The organism is Candidatus Accumulibacter contiguus (assembly GCF_036625285.1).
Taxonomy (GTDB): Bacteria; Pseudomonadota; Gammaproteobacteria; order Burkholderiales; family Rhodocyclaceae; genus Accumulibacter; species Accumulibacter contiguus.
Genome location: NZ_JAZKUC010000001.1, coordinates 3,720,434 through 3,734,969, shown reverse-complemented (window position 1 = coordinate 3,734,969; position 14,536 = coordinate 3,720,434). Strand labels below are relative to the sequence as shown.

Genomic DNA, 14,536 nt, shown 5'->3' with positions numbered 1-14,536 from the left:
AAATAACAGGAGACAAGCATGCTAGCTCAGAAACTTGCCGTCGTGACCGGTGCCGCGCGTGGCATCGGCTTCGCCGTGGCGCGCGACCTTGCCGCCGCCGGGTGCATGGTACTGATGGTCGGGCGCGGCGCCGAAGCGATCGAAGATGCAGCCCGACAATTGCGCGAGAGTGGGCACGAGGTTCTGCCGCACATCGCCGACGTTACCGATGCAGGCGCCGTTGCCGCCCTTGGCGCCCGCCTGCGCCGCGAGTTTGGCCGCGCCGACATTCTGGTGAACAATGCCGGCGTTTTTCTCGAAGCAGCGGATTTCGTGGTTCCGCAGGCGGCCAGCGTTTTCGTGGTCGATCCGGAATTGGTGGCGGCGACGCACGCTTGCAACGCGCTCGCGCCGCTGCGACTGATTCAGGTGCTTGTACCCTTGATGCGCGAAAATCGCTGGGGGCGGATCGTCAACGTCTCGTCCGGCATGGGGCAACTGGCCCAGATGGGCGGCTTCTGGCCGGGCTACCGGATGTCGAAAGCGGCACTCAACGCGTTGACTCGCCTCACTGCCAAGGAGTTGGAAGGCACTCCGATCAAGATCAATTCGGTCTGCCCTGGCTGGTGCCGTACCGGGATGGGTGGCGAGAACGCTACCCGCAGCGCCGAAGAGGGTGCCAAAGGAATCGTATGGGCGGCACTGCTGCCGGACGACGGCCCGAGCGGTGGTTTCTTCCGTGATGGTCAAGTGATCGAATGGTGAGACTCGGCAAGGGGGAGTCGCCTGGCGTTGATCTCCGGCAGAGTCTGAGACAAGTCCCGAGGGTAAACGTACTTCGACAGGTCTGGTCCCTCTCGTCCGATGCCGGACTGTCGGGGCAGCCGCGCCCGTGCCGCTGCTTGCGCCCGATGTCCGATCGGTGCGCAACGATATCTGATTCGGTCAGGCGTGGGCGAGCTCGATCAAGTTGTCGTCGTTTCGGCTGAGCAGATGCGATTGCGTCCTGCCTTCTTTGCGGCATACAGTGCCTCGTCGGCACAAGCGATGGTACGGTCAAATGTCTGCGCGCCATCGAATTCGGCAACGCCGACGCTGACTGTCACCAGCATCGCCTCCGGTGGCCCGAGAGGCGATCTGGCGATCCGTTCGCGCAGGTTTTCGGCAATCCGCAGCGCGTTCTCCTGGCCGCAATCCGCCAGAACCAAGAGGAATTCCTCGCCCCCCCAACGCACCGCGATGTCCGAATTCCTCGATACCTCGCGCAATAGTCTGGCCACGGCGGCCAGAATCCGGTCGCCGAACAGGTGCCCATAACGGTCGTTCACCGACTTGAAGTGATCGATATCGATCAGCAGGACGCTGATCGGCTTAGGCGTACGACGCCAGCTTGCCAGCATGCGTTCCTGCAGAATCGAATAGGCGTAACGATTGAGCAGCCCGGTCAGTTCGTCGCTCGAAGCCATCTCCTCGATCCGCGACTGATAGCGCCCCAGCGCCAGATAAGTCAGATAGATGGCGATCAGCGTCACGACCATACTGATCGCCAAATTGACGTATAAGGTATGGCGGATCTTGGCCAGCGCGACTTCCTCATTCTGTTCGACGAACAGATACCATTTCAACTCGGGCAGATAATTGACGTTGAGGATGTGGTTGTCACCGGCCACTGTAAACTGGTACGAGCCTTTTTTCTCTTCCAGGATCCGGTCCACCAGCGGCCCCACGCCGGGATTGGTGCGCAGATCCGGATGAAGTCCGGTCTGATCGGCGAACAGGACGATTCGGCCCTGCTGGTCGACAAAATAGACCGTCCGGTGAAAACGCTCCTGATACAGCGCGATCAAATGCCGGACGGCATCCACGGTCAGACCGATGCCGGTAGCGCCGATATAGCGGCCGGCGTAATCGAAGACCCGATAATTGATGAATATGGTCAGCGCATCCTTGTTGGCCAGATCGGGGTCGACATTGATCTCGTAATCCTCCTTCATTTCACTGACTCGGAATTGGAGAACAACATGGACATCGTCAGTCATTTTGCCGCCCGCTTCGACCGCACCCGCGAAGAGGAGCTTTCGCTGGAGGACTATCTGGCGGCGTGCAAGCGAGATCCGCTGAGCTACGCCAGCGCCGCCGAACGCATGCTGCGCGCGATCGGCGAGCCGCAGACGGTGGACACCCGCAACGACCCGCGGCTGTCGCGCCTGTTCGCCAACAAGGTGATCAAGATCTATCCGGCTTTCGCCGAGTTCTACGGCTGGAAGACGCCATCGAGCAGGTGGTGAGCTACTTCCGCCACGCGGCGCAGGGGCTCGAGGAAAAGAAGCAGATCCTCTACCTGCTCGGCCCGGTCGGCGGCGGCAAGAGTTCGATCGCCGAGCGCCTGAAGTCGCTGATGCAGGAGGTGCCTTTCTACGCGATCAAGGGTTCGCCGGTGAACGAGTCGCCGCTCGGCCTGTTCGATCCGGACGAGGATGGCGCCATCCTCGACAAGGAATACGGCATTCCGCGCCGCTACCTCAACGCGCATCCTGTCGCCGTGGGCGGTCAAGCGGCTGGAAGAATTCGGCGGCGACATCCGCCGGTTCAAGGTCGTCAAGCGCTACCCGAGCGTGCTCAAGCAGGTCGGCATCGCCAAGACCGAGCCCGGCGACGAGAACAATCAGGACATTTCGAGCCTGGTCGGCAAGGTCGACATCCGCAAGCTCGAAACCTATGCCCAGGACGATCCCCGACGCCTACAGCTTTTCGGGCGGTCTGTGCCTCGCCAACCAGGGGCTGCTCGAGTTCGTCGAAATGTTCAAGGCGCCGATCAAGGTGCTGCACCCGCTGCTGACTGCGACGCAGGAAGGCAATTTCAAGGGCACCGAAGGCTTCGGCGCGATCCCCTTCGACGGCGTCGTGCTCGCGCACTCGAACGAAAGCGAATGGAAAGCCTTCCGCAACAACAAGAACAACGAGGCCTTTCCTGGACCGCATCTACATCGTCAAGGTGCCTTATTGCCTGCGCGTCTCCGAGGAAGTGAAGATCTACGAGAAGCTGCTGCGCGGTTCCTCGCTGGCGCAAGCCACCTGCGCGCCGGGTACCCTGCGGATCATGGCGCAGTTCGCCGTGCTGACGCGCCTGAAGGAGCCGGAAAACTCCAGCCTGTATTCGAAGATGCTGGTCTACGATGGCGAAAACCTGAAGGACACCGATCCGCGCGCCAAGAGCTATCAGGAGTACCGCGACTACGCCGGCGTCGATGAAGGCATGAGCGGCATTTCGACCCGCTTCGCCTTCAAGATCCTCAGCAAGGTGTTCAACTTCGACTCGACCGAGGTCGCCGCCAACCCGGTGCACCTGATGTACGTGCTCGAACAGCAGATCGAGCGCGAACAGTTCCCGGCCGAAACCGAGGCGAAGTACCTCGCGTTCATCAAGGAACACCTGTCGGTGCGCTACGCCGAATTCATCGGCAAGGAAATCCAGACCGCCTACCTGGAAAGCTATAGCGAGTACGGCCAGAACATCTTCGACCGCTACGTCACCTACGCCGACTACTGGATCCAGGATCAGGAGTATCGCGATACCGACACCGGCGAGGTGTTCGACCGCGCCTCGCTGAATGCCGAACTCGAGAAGATCGAAAAGCCGGCAGGCATCGCCAACCCGAAGGATTTCCGCAACGAGATCGTCAATTTCGTGCTGCGCGCGCGCGCCAACAACCAGGGCAAGAACCCGCTGTGGACCAGCTACGAAAAGCTGCGCACGGTGATCGAGAAGAAGATGTTCTCGAACACCGAAGAACTGCTGCCGGTCATCAGCTTCAATGCCAAGGCCAGCGCCGACGATGTCAAGAAGCACGAGGATTTCGTCAATCGCATGGTCAACAAGGGCTACACGTCGAAGCAGGTGCGGCTGCTGTGCGAGTGGTATCTGCGCGTTCGCAAGAATTCGTGACCCGTGACATTCGTGACGATCAACGGGCGTGGAGGACATCCCTTGCAACAGATCATCGATCGAAGGCTGGCCGGCAAGAACAAGTCGATCGGCAACCGTGAGCGCTTCCTGCGCCGCCACAAGGAGCAGATCCGCGAAGCGGTGAAGCGCGCCGTCGCCGGGCGTGGCATCCGCGACATCGCCCAGGGCGAGGACATCCACATCCCGCGCCGCGACATCAGCGAGCCGGTGTTCGGCCACGGCCCGGGCGGCCGACGCGAAATGGTGCATCCGGGCAACCAGGATTTCGTTCGCGGTGACCGCATCGACCGTCCGCAGGGCGGCGCTGGCCGGGGCGGTTCCGGGCAGGCCGGCGATTCCGGCGAGGGAGAAGACGACTTCGTCTTCCACCTGACGAAGGAGGAGTTCATGCAGGTCTTCTTCGACGACCTGGCGCTGCCCAATCTGATCCGCACCACGCTCGCCGACACGCCCGAGTACAAGACGCACCGGGCCGGCTTTTCCAGCGACGGTACGCCGAACAACCTGCATGTCGTGCGCTCGATGCGCGGCGCCATCGGCCGGCGCATCGCGCTCGGCAGCGAATCGCGGCGCGAACTGATCCGTCTCGAAGCACTGCTCGAGGCCCTGCTCGCACCGCCGCTTGACCCGTCGCGCCGGCAGGAGATCGAGCGCTCGAGCATGACATCGAAGCGCTGCGCGCGCACATCCAGCGCATCCCCTACCTCGACCCGATCGATCTGCGCTATCGCAGCCGCGTGCGGACGCCGGTGCCGACCGCCAAGGCGGTCATGTTCTGCCTGATGGATGTCTCCGGTTCGATGGACGAGGCGCGCAAGGATCTGGCCAAGCGCTTCTTCATCCTGCTCTACCTCTTCCTGACCCGGCACTACGAACGGATCGACCTCGTCTTCATCCGCCATCACACGCAGGCGCAGGAGGTCAACGAGCACGACTTCTTCCACGCCACGGAAACCGGCGGGACCGTCGTCTCGAGCGCGCTGGTGCTGATGGAGCAGATCATCCGCGCTCGCTACCCGAGCAGCGGATGGAACATCTACGGCGCACACGCCAGCGATGGCGACAACTGGCACAACGACAGCGCGCGCTGCCGCAAACTGCTGGCGAAGACTTCTGCCGCTGTGCCGCTACTTCGCCTATATCCAGGTGGTCGAGCAGGAGCAGAACCTGTGGCAGGAATACGCAGCGCTGGCGGAATCTCCGATGCCTTCGCGATGCGCAAGGCCAGTACGGTCCGACCAGATCTATCCGGTATTTCGCGAGCTGTTCAGCAAGGAAGGTGAGGAGCAAAATGAACGACATCCTTGACCCCCGAGGATCGACCGGCCGCTGCCGGCCCAAGCATCGGCGGCGAAGCTGCCGGCGCCAAGCGACTGGACCTTCGAGTTGCTCGATCAGTACCACGAGGTCATCCGCAGCACCGCCCGGCGCTTCGGCCTCGACACTTATCCCAACCAGCTCGAGATCATCACCGCCGAACAGATGATGGACGCCTATGCCTCGGTCGGCATGCCGGTCAACTACCGCCACTGGAGCTACGGCAAGGAATTCATTGCCACCGACCGGAACTACCGGCGCGGCCAGATGGGTCTGGCCTACGAAATCGTCATCAATGCCAACCCCTGCATCAGCTATCTGATGGAAGAGAACACGATGGCCATGCAGGCGCTGGTGATCGCGCACGCAGCCTACGGCCACAACAGCTTCTTCAAGGGCAACTACCTGTTCCGGATGTGGACCGACGCCTCGTCGATCATCGACTACCTCGTCTACGCCAAAGACTACGTCGCCGGCTGCGAAGAGCGTCACGGCATCGACGCGGTCGAGTTGTTGCTCGACAGTTGCCATGCGCTGATGAACTACGGTGTGGACCGCTATCGCCGGCCGAGCCGGCTGAGCCTCGGCGAGGAACGTGCGCGCGCGGCGGATCGCGAAGCCTATGCGCAGCAGCAGGTGAATGAATCTGGCGCACGCTGCCGCGGCGACCGGAAAAGGAGGCCGCCGAGAAGGAAGCGACACGTTTCCCGCCGAGCCGCAGGAAAACCTGCTCTATTTCATCGAGAAGAACGCGCCGCTGCTCGAACCCTGGCAGCGCGAAATCGTTCGCATCGTGCGCAAGGTGGCGCAGTACTTCTACCCGCAGCGGCAGACGCAGGTGATGAACGAAGGCTGGGCGACCTTCTGGCACCATCATCTGCTGAACACCCTGTACGACGACGGCTCACCTCGCCGACGGCCTGATGATCGAGTGGCTCAAGTCGCATACCAATGTCGTATTCCAGCCGCCGGTCGGCCACCCGGCCTACAACGGCATGAATCCCTATGCGCTGGGTTTCGCGATGTACTCCGACATCAAGCGCATCTGCGAAGCGCCGACCGACGAAGACCGCGACTGGTTTCCGGACATCGCCGGCAGCGACTGGCTGGCCACGCTCGATCACGCGATGCGCAACTTCAAGGACGAAAGTTTCATCGGCCAGTACCTGTCGCCGCGCCTGATGCGCGCCTTCCGGCTGTTCACCATCGTCGACGACGAGAAAGCGCCGACGCTCGAGGTCTCCGCCATCCACGACGAGGCCGGCTATCGCGTTCTGCGCGAGGCGATGTCGCGCCAGTACGACCTGGGTTCGCGCGAACCCAATATCCAGGTGTGGAGCGTCAACCTGCGCGGCGACCGTTCGCTGGTGCCTGCGCCACACGCAGCACAACGACCACAACGGCGCCCGCTGCACGACAAGGCATCGCGACGAGATCAAATGAAGTGCTCAAGCACGTCGCAGCGCCGCTTGTGGGGGAATGACTTCCCGGTCATCTCGAAAGCGTCGTCGGCCGGCATCAGGAAAGGCATCGGGAAAGGGTTGGCGGCAGTCATCGGGGTGCGGATCGAGACGCCCGCATTGGCGATCACGATGTCGGGAACGCCGCGCGCCGCGATGAAGTCTGCGCCGGCGGCGCGCAAGGACGCGGCGTCGGTGACATCGAGCGGGTAGCAGCGGACCTGGCCGGGCCAGCGTGCGGACAGTCGTTGCAAAGGCTCGGCCCGGCGCGCAGCCAGTCCGAGTTGTGCTCCTTGCCGCGCGTAGTATTCGGCCAGTGCCCAACCGATGCCGGACGAGGCGCCGGTGATGAAGACCTTGAGCATGCGGGAAGCCAGGATCGGGAAGATTCGCCGGCAGCGGCTCTGCTGCGACGGCGCAAGGCTTGTGGAGAATGCGCCAGAGTGACCGCTAGAATCGCTACTTTTTCTTGCGATCACTGCGCGCCATGCCGATCACCTGGTCGGTCAGCGCCGGCAGATCAGCCAATCCCTTGATCTCCTTGCCGGTGACCAGGTACTTGCCGTCGACGGCCATGGCCGGGACGCCCTGGATCTTGTACGCCTGCACCATCTGGTCGGCGCGCTTGGCCTTGCTGACGACGCTGAAGGAGTTGTAGGCTTCGGTGAATTTCCTGGCGTCGATGCCTTGCCCGGTCACCCACTCGGTGATGCTCTTGTCGTCATAAAGCTTGCTGCCCGCCTTGTGCAGGGCATCGAAGACCGCGTTATCCAGTCTGGCCAGATCGCCGGTGGCCTCCAGCGCATAGAAAAGTCGGGCCAGACTGGCCCACTGAGGACGTCCGAAGGTGACTGGCACGCGTTTGAAGGTGACGTCGCTCGGCAATGCGGCTGCCCACTTGCCGACAATCGGATGGAATTCGCTGCAGTGCGGACAGCCGTACGAGAAGAACTCGATCACTTCGATCTTCGCCGGCGTATCGGTCATCTGTGCCGGGACGATTGGTAGGTAGTCGCGACCTACCGCAAGTTCGGCCCGAACTGGCAGAATGACTGCCAGCATGGCCAGGGTGATGGCAAGCAGCCATCCGCTGCGAGCTCGATGCATAAGTTTCTCCTCTCTCAGTCTTTCCTGACCACATTGGCATCGATGCCCTGCCTGGCGAGGTCGGCACGCAAATGATTGACATCGTCGATCTTTTGATAGGGCCCGATACGAACGCGGTACCACACCTTGTCCTGCAACATCACCTGCTGAATTTGCGCCTCGGTTCCAAGTAAGGCCAGGCGTGCCTTCTGGTTGTCAGCCTCATTCGCGCTCTGGAACGAGCCGGCCTGCAGATAGAGTGGTTCCTTGAGTGTGCCGTCGGCCTTGCTCCTGGTACTGTCTGCCGGTTTGGCGTCCGCCGGTTTGCTCTCGGCGGTCTTGCTGGCAGCGGCTTTGCTCTCTGTCGGCTTGGTTTCGGCCGGTTTCCCCTCGGCCGGTTTCCCCTCGCTGGGCTTCGTTTCGATCGGCTTCGTTTCGATTGCCTTCGTTTCGGTCGGTTTGGCAGGCACAGGCCTAGCCTCCGCTGGCTTGATTTCCTCGGGCTTGGGATCGGGAATGGCCTCAGCATTGCCAGGCAGGATCTTGTAGAAGTCAAAGCGCGGTTTTTCGGTGACCGGGTCACCTGGCTTGCCAGGCAGTGCCACCGGCGCCGATGCGACCGGCGGCACTTCGGGAGTGGCTGCTGGCGGCTTGCCGGCAACGGGCGGCGGTAGCTTGGGTTGCTGGCCGGTGGTGGTGAAAGGCAGCGGTGCCTTGTTGATATACCAGACCACGCCGGCCACGCCGATGACGCCGATGACCAGGCCAATGAACAGGCCGAACAGGGTGCCTCCTCCCGATTTCCTGGCAGGAGGTGCTTTGCGGGGTTTCATGTCAAGACTCATGGAAGTCTTCGGTCCTCCGATCACATCGACTCCGGGCAACTGACGCCCAGAATTGTCATCCCATTATGGATCACCTGCCTGACGGCAGCCGCCAGTGCCACACGTGCATCTCGTAACACCGGATTGTCGACCAGAATTCGCTCGGCATTGTAATAGCTGTGGAACTCGGCGGCCAGATCCTTGAGGTAGAAAGCGATCAGATGCGGTGCCAGTTCGCTCGCGGCCGTTTCGACGACCTCCGGGAATTCACCCAGCCTGACGGCCAGGGCGAGTTCATGCGGGCTTTCCAGGCGGGCCAGGTCGGCGGTGGTCAGTGCTTCCTGCTCGCCTCCCCACAGGGCCAGCACCGAGCAGACGCGAGCGTGCGCGTACTGAATGTAATAGACCGGGTTGTCGTTCGACTGGCTCTTGGCCAGATCGAGGTCGAAATCGAGGTGCTGGTCGGATTTGCGCAGGACATAGAAGAAGCGGCAGGCATCGTTACCGACATCTTCGCGCAGCGTGCGCAGGGTGACGAAATCTCCAGAACGCGTCGACATCTGTGCCTTCCAGCCAGAGCGATAGAGTACGGCAAACTGCACCAGCGCCACTTCGAGCACATCAGGATCAAGCCCCAGAGCGCTGATTGCGCCCCTGACTCGTGGAATATAACCGTGATGGTCGGCTCCCCAGACGTTGATGATGCGCTGGAAGCCGCGTTCGTATTTGTTGAGGTGGTAGGCGATGTCCGACGCGAAGTAGGTGTAAAGACCGTTGTCGCGCTGCACAACGCGATCCTTCTCGTCGCCAAAAGCGGTCGACCGGAACCAGCGGGCGCCATCCTGAACGTAGAGATGACCTTTTTTGTCGAGCCGCTCGACGCAACGCGCGACCAGTCCGATATCAAACAGCGACTGTTCGGAAAACCACACGTCGAAATGCACACCGGATTCCTCGAGATCCCTGCGGCAATCTGCGAGTTGCTCGGTGAGAACGAAGTCGTGCAGGGTTTTCCACTCCTCGCCAAGCAACTTCTTGGCCCTGGCAATCAGCGCATCGAGCAGGGTTTCACGCTGTTGCCCGGCGGCGGCGTCGGTGCGTTCGGGATCGGGCAGGTCGGGCAGGCCTTCGCTGATGCTGGCGAGCGGTCGCAGGTAACGGTCAGGATGTGCCGCCAGCAACTGCCTGGCCATGTCGCGAACGTATTCACCCTGGTAGCCGCTCGGGGGGAATGGCACGCTGTCCGGCTTGTTCAGTTCCAGGTAGCGCAGCCAGGTCGACAGGGCGAGGATATCCATCTGACGGCCAGCGTCGTTGACGTAGTATTCGCTGGTCACGTCCCAGCCGGCATAACCGAGCAGCTTGCACAGGCTGTCGCCATAAGCGGCACCACGGCCGTGCCCGACGTGCAGCGGTCCGGTCGGGTTGGCCGATACGAACTCGACCAGTACGCGGCGCTTGCCGCCAGTCGTCGAGCGACCAAACGCTGCGCCCTGTTCGAGAATGCTGTGCAGCACTTCGAGCTTGGCCGCAGGCGACAGGTGAAAGTTGATGAAACCAGCGCCAGCGACTTCGCTCCGATCGACCAGGGGCGAATACGGCAACTCCGAGATCAGCAGTTGCGCCAGTTGCCGGGGATTGCGTTTGATCGATCGCGCCAGTTGCATCGCAAGATTGCAGGAAAAATCCCCATGTGTGGCCTGCTTCGGTCGCTCGATATGGATGGCAGCGTCGGACTCGCTCGGTGCAACACTGAGCAGTGCGGCCCGCATCAGTTCGGCGAGGTGGCTCTTGAGATCGTGACTCATCGGATGCTTCTGGCAGAGAATTTGGTCAAGCCGCTGATTATACGACGCACAACGCGCGACCGGGCGAATGATTGGCGAGGGTAGCCGACTGCGCGGTCTGTCTTTTCTGCCTCTGGAATGCAGGAACTGGCATGACTGGTGTTAAATTGCGAGATCCGCATGGAGGTTGGTCGCGGGCATTGGCGCCTGCCACCAGCAATACGTTTTGTCTCTGGAAAGGGATCATGATTTCAAGTGTGCCCCCCCCGCTTCGGTACGGTTCTCCCCGACCCGAACGGCCTCGCATCAGTTGTGTTGTCCCGGCACTGAACGAACATGACAGCCTGCTCCTGCTGCTCCCGGAAATGGCCGAATTGCTGGATCAAATCAGTTCCGCCTGGGAAATCATCGTCGTCGATGATGGCAGTACCGATCGTACGCCGCAACTCATGACGACCTATGTGACCAGCAACCCGGGTGTCTACTACCTGCAATTGTCGCGTAACTTCGGCAAGGAAGCAGCGCTCAGCGCCGGGCTCGAAGTGAGCAGTGGAGATGTGGTGATCTGCATCGATGCCGATCTGCAACACCCGCTCGCCCTGATCCCGGAGATGCTCGTACGCTGGCAAGCAGGTGTCGACACCGTCTATGCGGTAAAAAGGAATCGCGACGACGAATCCTGGCTCAAACGCGTCGGCGCTTCGATCTTCTACGGCATCCTGGGGCAGGGGCAGAGGGTTCGTATTCCCCCCGATGCCGGTGATTTCCGGCTGATGGACAAGCAGGTCGTAGACGCGCTGATTCGCCTGCCTGAACGCACCCGCTTCATGAAGGGGCTCTATGCCTGGGTTGGCTTCAAGGCCGAGCCGATGCTCTATGTTCCTGCCGAACGGCTGCATGGGCAAAGCCATTTCAATCTGCTGCAACTGATTCGTTTCGCGGTCGATGGCATCACCGCTTTCTCGACCTGGCCTCTGCGCACTTTCAACCTGGTCGGCAGCCTGATTGCGATGCTTTCTTTCTGCTATGGCAGTTACTTGGTGATCGATTATCTGATCAATGGGCACGACGTCTCGGGTTGGACCACCATCGTCACCGGAATGTTTTTCTTCTCCGGAATCAACCTGATGGCACTCGGTACCATGGGCGCCTATATCGCGCGGATTTTCGACGAGGTCAAACAGCGCCCGCTCTACGTGGTCAAGCGGAACATTGGGCAAAAACTGCCCGAAAACAAATCCTGAGCAGGCATCGATGAGCACAAGCAAGCGGCTGTCGGCATTTGTTGATACCCGATCAACGTGGCTGGTGATGTTGACCACGGCCGTGTGGCTGGCGGCTACGGCGGGAATCCGGCCCTTGATGCTTCCCGACGAAGGGCGCTATGTCGGCGTTGCCTGGGAAATGCTGACCGCCGCTGACTGGCTGGTTCCCCGCCTCGACGGCATGCCATTCTTCCACAAGCCGCCACTGTTTTATTGGCTGACGACTTTGAGCCTGAGCCTATTCGGAGCGCACGAGTTGCCGGCGCGAGCGGCATCACTGGTCGCCGGCCTCTTTGCCGCCGTAGGTCTCTACCGGTTCATCCGTCGTTACCGGGACAGCCAGCTCGCTACCCTGTCGATCGTCATCCTGGTCACTCAGCCGATCTTCTACGCAGGGAGTCAATTCGCGAACCTCGACATGCTGGTCGCCGGTCTGATTACCCTGACGATTCTTGCCGGGGCCGATGCCGTCCTTCGTCTCGAAAAGAAACTTCCCTATCGTGCTGTCCTGGCCATGAGCTATGCCTTTGCCGCACTCGGCATTCTTGCCAAGGGGCTGATCGGTATCGTCTTGCCGGGCGGCGTTTTGCTGCTCTGGCTGCTCTGGCGTCGAGCGTGGCGGGTTTTGCCAGCGATCTTCTGGCTGCCGGGAACTCTGCTCCTGCTGCTGATTGCGCTCCCGTGGTTTTTCTGGATGCAGCATTCCTACCCCGGATTTTTCGATTATTTGGTGGTTTATCATCACTTCCGGCGCTTTTCGGAAACCGGCTTCAATAACCAGATGGCCTTCTGGTTTTATATTCCGGTCATTTTCCTGGCCACTTTGCCGTGGTCGCCATGGTTTGCACGCGTATTCGTCCAGGTCGACCACGGAGATGCCGGGCGGGGTGGCTTGCGAAGCCTGATGGTGATCTGGTTCCTGTTCATCGTCATCTTTTTCTCTCTGCCGAGTTCCAAGCTGCTGGGCTACATTCTGCCGGCGATGCCGCCGGTTGCCTACCTGATTGCCGAATCCTTCTCGCACTGGCTGGATCGTGACCGGACGCGTGCCCTGCGCTGGTATGTTGGGAGCCTGAGCCTGGCCGCGATCGCCTGTGTCGCGCTGGTGGTCGGCGTTGCGCTTGCCGATAAAGTTTCCGCCAAATCTCTGGCGAGCACGGCCAGTTCCCTGCTGCAGCCACCGGACCAAGTGGTGCTGATCGATCAGTATCCATACGACCTGCCGTTCTATCTGCAAGCCCGCAAGCCTGCCTGGGTAGTCAGCGATTGGCAGGATCCGGAAATCGCCAGGCGCGACAATTGGCGAAAGGAACTCGCCGATGCCGGAGAGTTTGACCATGCCAGCCGGCAGGCGGTCCTGCTCACGCCCGCAGAGTTCGCGGCAAGACTCTGCAGTTCTGCTGCCGGCGTATTGTGGATCTGGGGCAAGCCGTCGGCGCCTGAGTGGCTGGGGTGGCTGCAGCAGCAGCCGGTATTTGCCGCCGACCAAAGGCACGCGCTGTGGCGGCTGCAGCCGGCAGCCCTCAGGAAACTCTGTGGCGAAAAGCCCAGCAACGACTGAGGATGAAGGTCAGCACCGCGATCGCCACCAGAATCACTGCGAGCAGCAGGTCATAGGCGATATTGGTGACGTGCAACAAGCAGGCGTAGCTCAGTTCGTTGATCATGAACCCGCTTGCCGAGACGAGAAAGAAGCGACCGCAGGCGACCGCCAGGGAATTCTGCTGATGACGAAAGGTCAGGCGATAATGTCCACCAAAGGAAACCAGAAAAGCGACCAGCCATCCGATCAGGTTGGCCAGCAGCGGAGGCTGCTGCCAAATGGTGACGCAGCCCACCGCGATCAGCCAATGCGTTGCCGCCGCTGCACAGCCGACGAGCACAAACCAGGCGAGTTGCGTGAACATCACTACCATGCCAGGTGCCTCTAGTAAGGTGAAAACTTCCCTTGATGTGGCCCGCAGGCGGATCGCCATTTGCGCCGACGACTTCGGAATGTCGGCCGGAATCGACGAAGGCATTCTTGAACTGGCCCGACTGGGCCGCCTCAGTGCGGTCAGTTGTCTGGTGCAGGGGCCGACGCTGAGCGAACATGTTTCTTCGCTGGCGCTGCTGCCGGTGGACATCGGGCTGCACCTCAATTTTACCGAGGCCTTTGCCAGGGGCCAAATCTGCTTCTCGCTGCCGCGCCTGATCAGCGCCTGTTATCTGCGACAATTGCCGCGGTTCCTGGTCACCGCGACCATTGATTGCCAGCTGGATGCTTTCGAGACCCACTTCGGATGTCCTCCGGATTTCATCGACGGCCACCAGCATGTCCATCAATTGCCGCTGATTCGCGAGCAGTTGCTGGAGCGCATTGCTCGGCGCTATCCGACGCATGCTCTCTGGCTGCGCTCGACGCAAACGGCGCGCCACTTGACAGTCGATCGCGGCAAACGCTTGAAGGCCCGGATCATTGCCTGCCTGGGTGCGCGGACGATGCGCCGATTGGCGGATGCGCAGGGTCTGCCGATGAACCGTCATCTGCTGGGGGTCTACGGTTTCTCGGCAAGCCCCGAAGAATACCGGCAACTGCTGATGTCCTGGTTCGTCGGTGCTGCAGACGGCGACCTGTTGATGTGCCATCCCGCAAGCGCTATCGAGGCTGCAGACCCGATCGGGCAGCAAAGGATGCGGGAACACTCGGTGCTTGCCGACAGCCGTTTTCCGGCCTGGATCGAGCAGCATCGATTGACCATTTCGCGCCTGTCGAGAGCAGCTTGACTGATATGCGTATCAGGGCGGAGCGATGACGCTCGTTTCTGTGTAAACTCACTCCTTTGCCGACCTCAAGACCTGCCCGTCAGCC

9 protein-coding genes and 4 pseudogenes are annotated in these 14,536 nt (G+C 61.1%); 7 read left to right on the top strand and 6 right to left on the bottom strand.

The annotated features are described in order from the left end of the window. Positions 1–18 precede the first annotated feature (18 nt). Positions 19–744, top strand: coding sequence for an SDR family oxidoreductase (locus V5B59_RS17635; RefSeq protein WP_169068964.1), 726 nt, complete (start codon positions 19–21; stop codon positions 742–744). Between the two features lie 200 nt (positions 745–944). Here V5B59_RS17635 and V5B59_RS17630 read toward each other — a convergent pair whose 3' ends face one another. After that, complete coding sequence (locus V5B59_RS17630; RefSeq protein WP_332352132.1) at positions 945–1,973, bottom strand: sensor domain-containing diguanylate cyclase; 1,029 nt, start codon at positions 1,971–1,973, stop codon at positions 945–947. 27 nt (positions 1,974–2,000) lie between these two features. Between V5B59_RS17630 and V5B59_RS17625 the strand changes: the two are divergent. The 3 pseudogenes from V5B59_RS17625 to V5B59_RS17605 form a co-directional block, all read left to right on the top strand. Further along, positions 2,001–3,925 (top strand): annotated as a pseudogene (locus V5B59_RS17625) (PrkA family serine protein kinase). 42 nt (positions 3,926–3,967) lie between these two features. Then, positions 3,968–5,254: pseudogene (locus V5B59_RS26295) on the top strand (YeaH/YhbH family protein). A 9-nt stretch (positions 5,255–5,263) separates the two neighbouring features. Further along, positions 5,264–6,688, top strand: a pseudogene (locus V5B59_RS17605) (SpoVR family protein); the annotation flags it as partial. A 133-nt stretch (positions 6,689–6,821) separates the two neighbouring features. Here V5B59_RS17605 and V5B59_RS17600 read toward each other — a convergent pair. The 4 genes and pseudogenes from V5B59_RS17600 to argS all read right to left on the bottom strand — a co-directional run. Then, positions 6,822–7,088: pseudogene (locus V5B59_RS17600) on the bottom strand (SDR family NAD(P)-dependent oxidoreductase); the annotation flags it as partial. Positions 7,089–7,182: 94 nt separating this feature from the next. After that, complete coding sequence (locus tag V5B59_RS17595) at positions 7,183–7,830, bottom strand: thiol:disulfide interchange protein DsbA/DsbL (RefSeq protein WP_034914653.1); 648 nt, start codon at positions 7,828–7,830, stop codon at positions 7,183–7,185. Between the two features lie 14 nt (positions 7,831–7,844). Further along, positions 7,845–8,642 (bottom strand): SPOR domain-containing protein, encoded by a 798-nt coding sequence (locus tag V5B59_RS17590; protein WP_248594604.1) that lies wholly within the window; start codon positions 8,640–8,642, stop codon positions 7,845–7,847. 32 nt (positions 8,643–8,674) lie between these two features. Beyond that, positions 8,675–10,441 (bottom strand): arginine--tRNA ligase, encoded by a 1,767-nt coding sequence (argS, locus tag V5B59_RS17585; RefSeq protein WP_169068960.1) that lies wholly within the window; start codon positions 10,439–10,441, stop codon positions 8,675–8,677. 236 nt (positions 10,442–10,677) lie between these two features. On the opposite strand from argS, the gene V5B59_RS17580 reads away from it, so the two are divergent. Both V5B59_RS17580 and V5B59_RS17575 read left to right on the top strand, forming a co-directional pair. Next, positions 10,678–11,664: a glycosyltransferase family 2 protein gene (locus V5B59_RS17580; protein ID WP_332352129.1), complete on the top strand. Its 987-nt coding sequence runs from the start codon at positions 10,678–10,680 to the stop codon at positions 11,662–11,664. Positions 11,665–11,674: 10 nt separating this feature from the next. After that, a complete protein-coding gene (locus V5B59_RS17575) occupies positions 11,675–13,246 on the top strand; it encodes an ArnT family glycosyltransferase (RefSeq protein ID WP_169068958.1) in 1,572 nt (523 codons plus the stop codon). On the opposite strand, the gene V5B59_RS17570 is transcribed toward V5B59_RS17575, so the two are convergent. Continuing rightward, positions 13,209–13,601, bottom strand: coding sequence for a GtrA family protein (locus V5B59_RS17570; RefSeq protein ID WP_034914641.1), 393 nt, complete (start codon positions 13,599–13,601; stop codon positions 13,209–13,211). The genes V5B59_RS17575 and V5B59_RS17570 overlap by 38 nt on opposite strands. A 19-nt stretch (positions 13,602–13,620) precedes the next feature. On the opposite strand from V5B59_RS17570, the gene V5B59_RS17565 reads away from it, so the two are divergent. Continuing rightward, a complete protein-coding gene (locus V5B59_RS17565) occupies positions 13,621–14,451 on the top strand; it encodes a ChbG/HpnK family deacetylase (protein ID WP_034914638.1) in 831 nt (276 codons plus the stop codon). Positions 14,452–14,536 lie beyond the last annotated feature (85 nt).

Bases quoted from the DNA above. Each gene is read 5' to 3' on its own strand.
- V5B59_RS17630 (WP_332352132.1), bottom strand. From the start codon at position 1,973: ATGAAGGAGGATTACGAGATCAATGTCGACCCCGATCTGGCCAACAAG.
- V5B59_RS17570 (WP_034914641.1), bottom strand. From the start codon at position 13,601: ATGGTAGTGATGTTCACGCAACTCGCCTGGTTTGTGCTCGTCGGCTGT.
- V5B59_RS17595 (WP_034914653.1), bottom strand. From the start codon at position 7,830: ATGCATCGAGCTCGCAGCGGATGGCTGCTTGCCATCACCCTGGCCATG.
- V5B59_RS17575 (WP_169068958.1), top strand. From the start codon at position 11,675: ATGAGCACAAGCAAGCGGCTGTCGGCATTTGTTGATACCCGATCAACG.
- V5B59_RS17635 (WP_169068964.1), top strand. From the start codon at position 19: ATGCTAGCTCAGAAACTTGCCGTCGTGACCGGTGCCGCGCGTGGCATC.
- V5B59_RS17590 (WP_248594604.1), bottom strand. From the start codon at position 8,642: ATGAAACCCCGCAAAGCACCTCCTGCCAGGAAATCGGGAGGAGGCACC.
- argS (WP_169068960.1), bottom strand. From the start codon at position 10,441: ATGAGTCACGATCTCAAGAGCCACCTCGCCGAACTGATGCGGGCCGCA.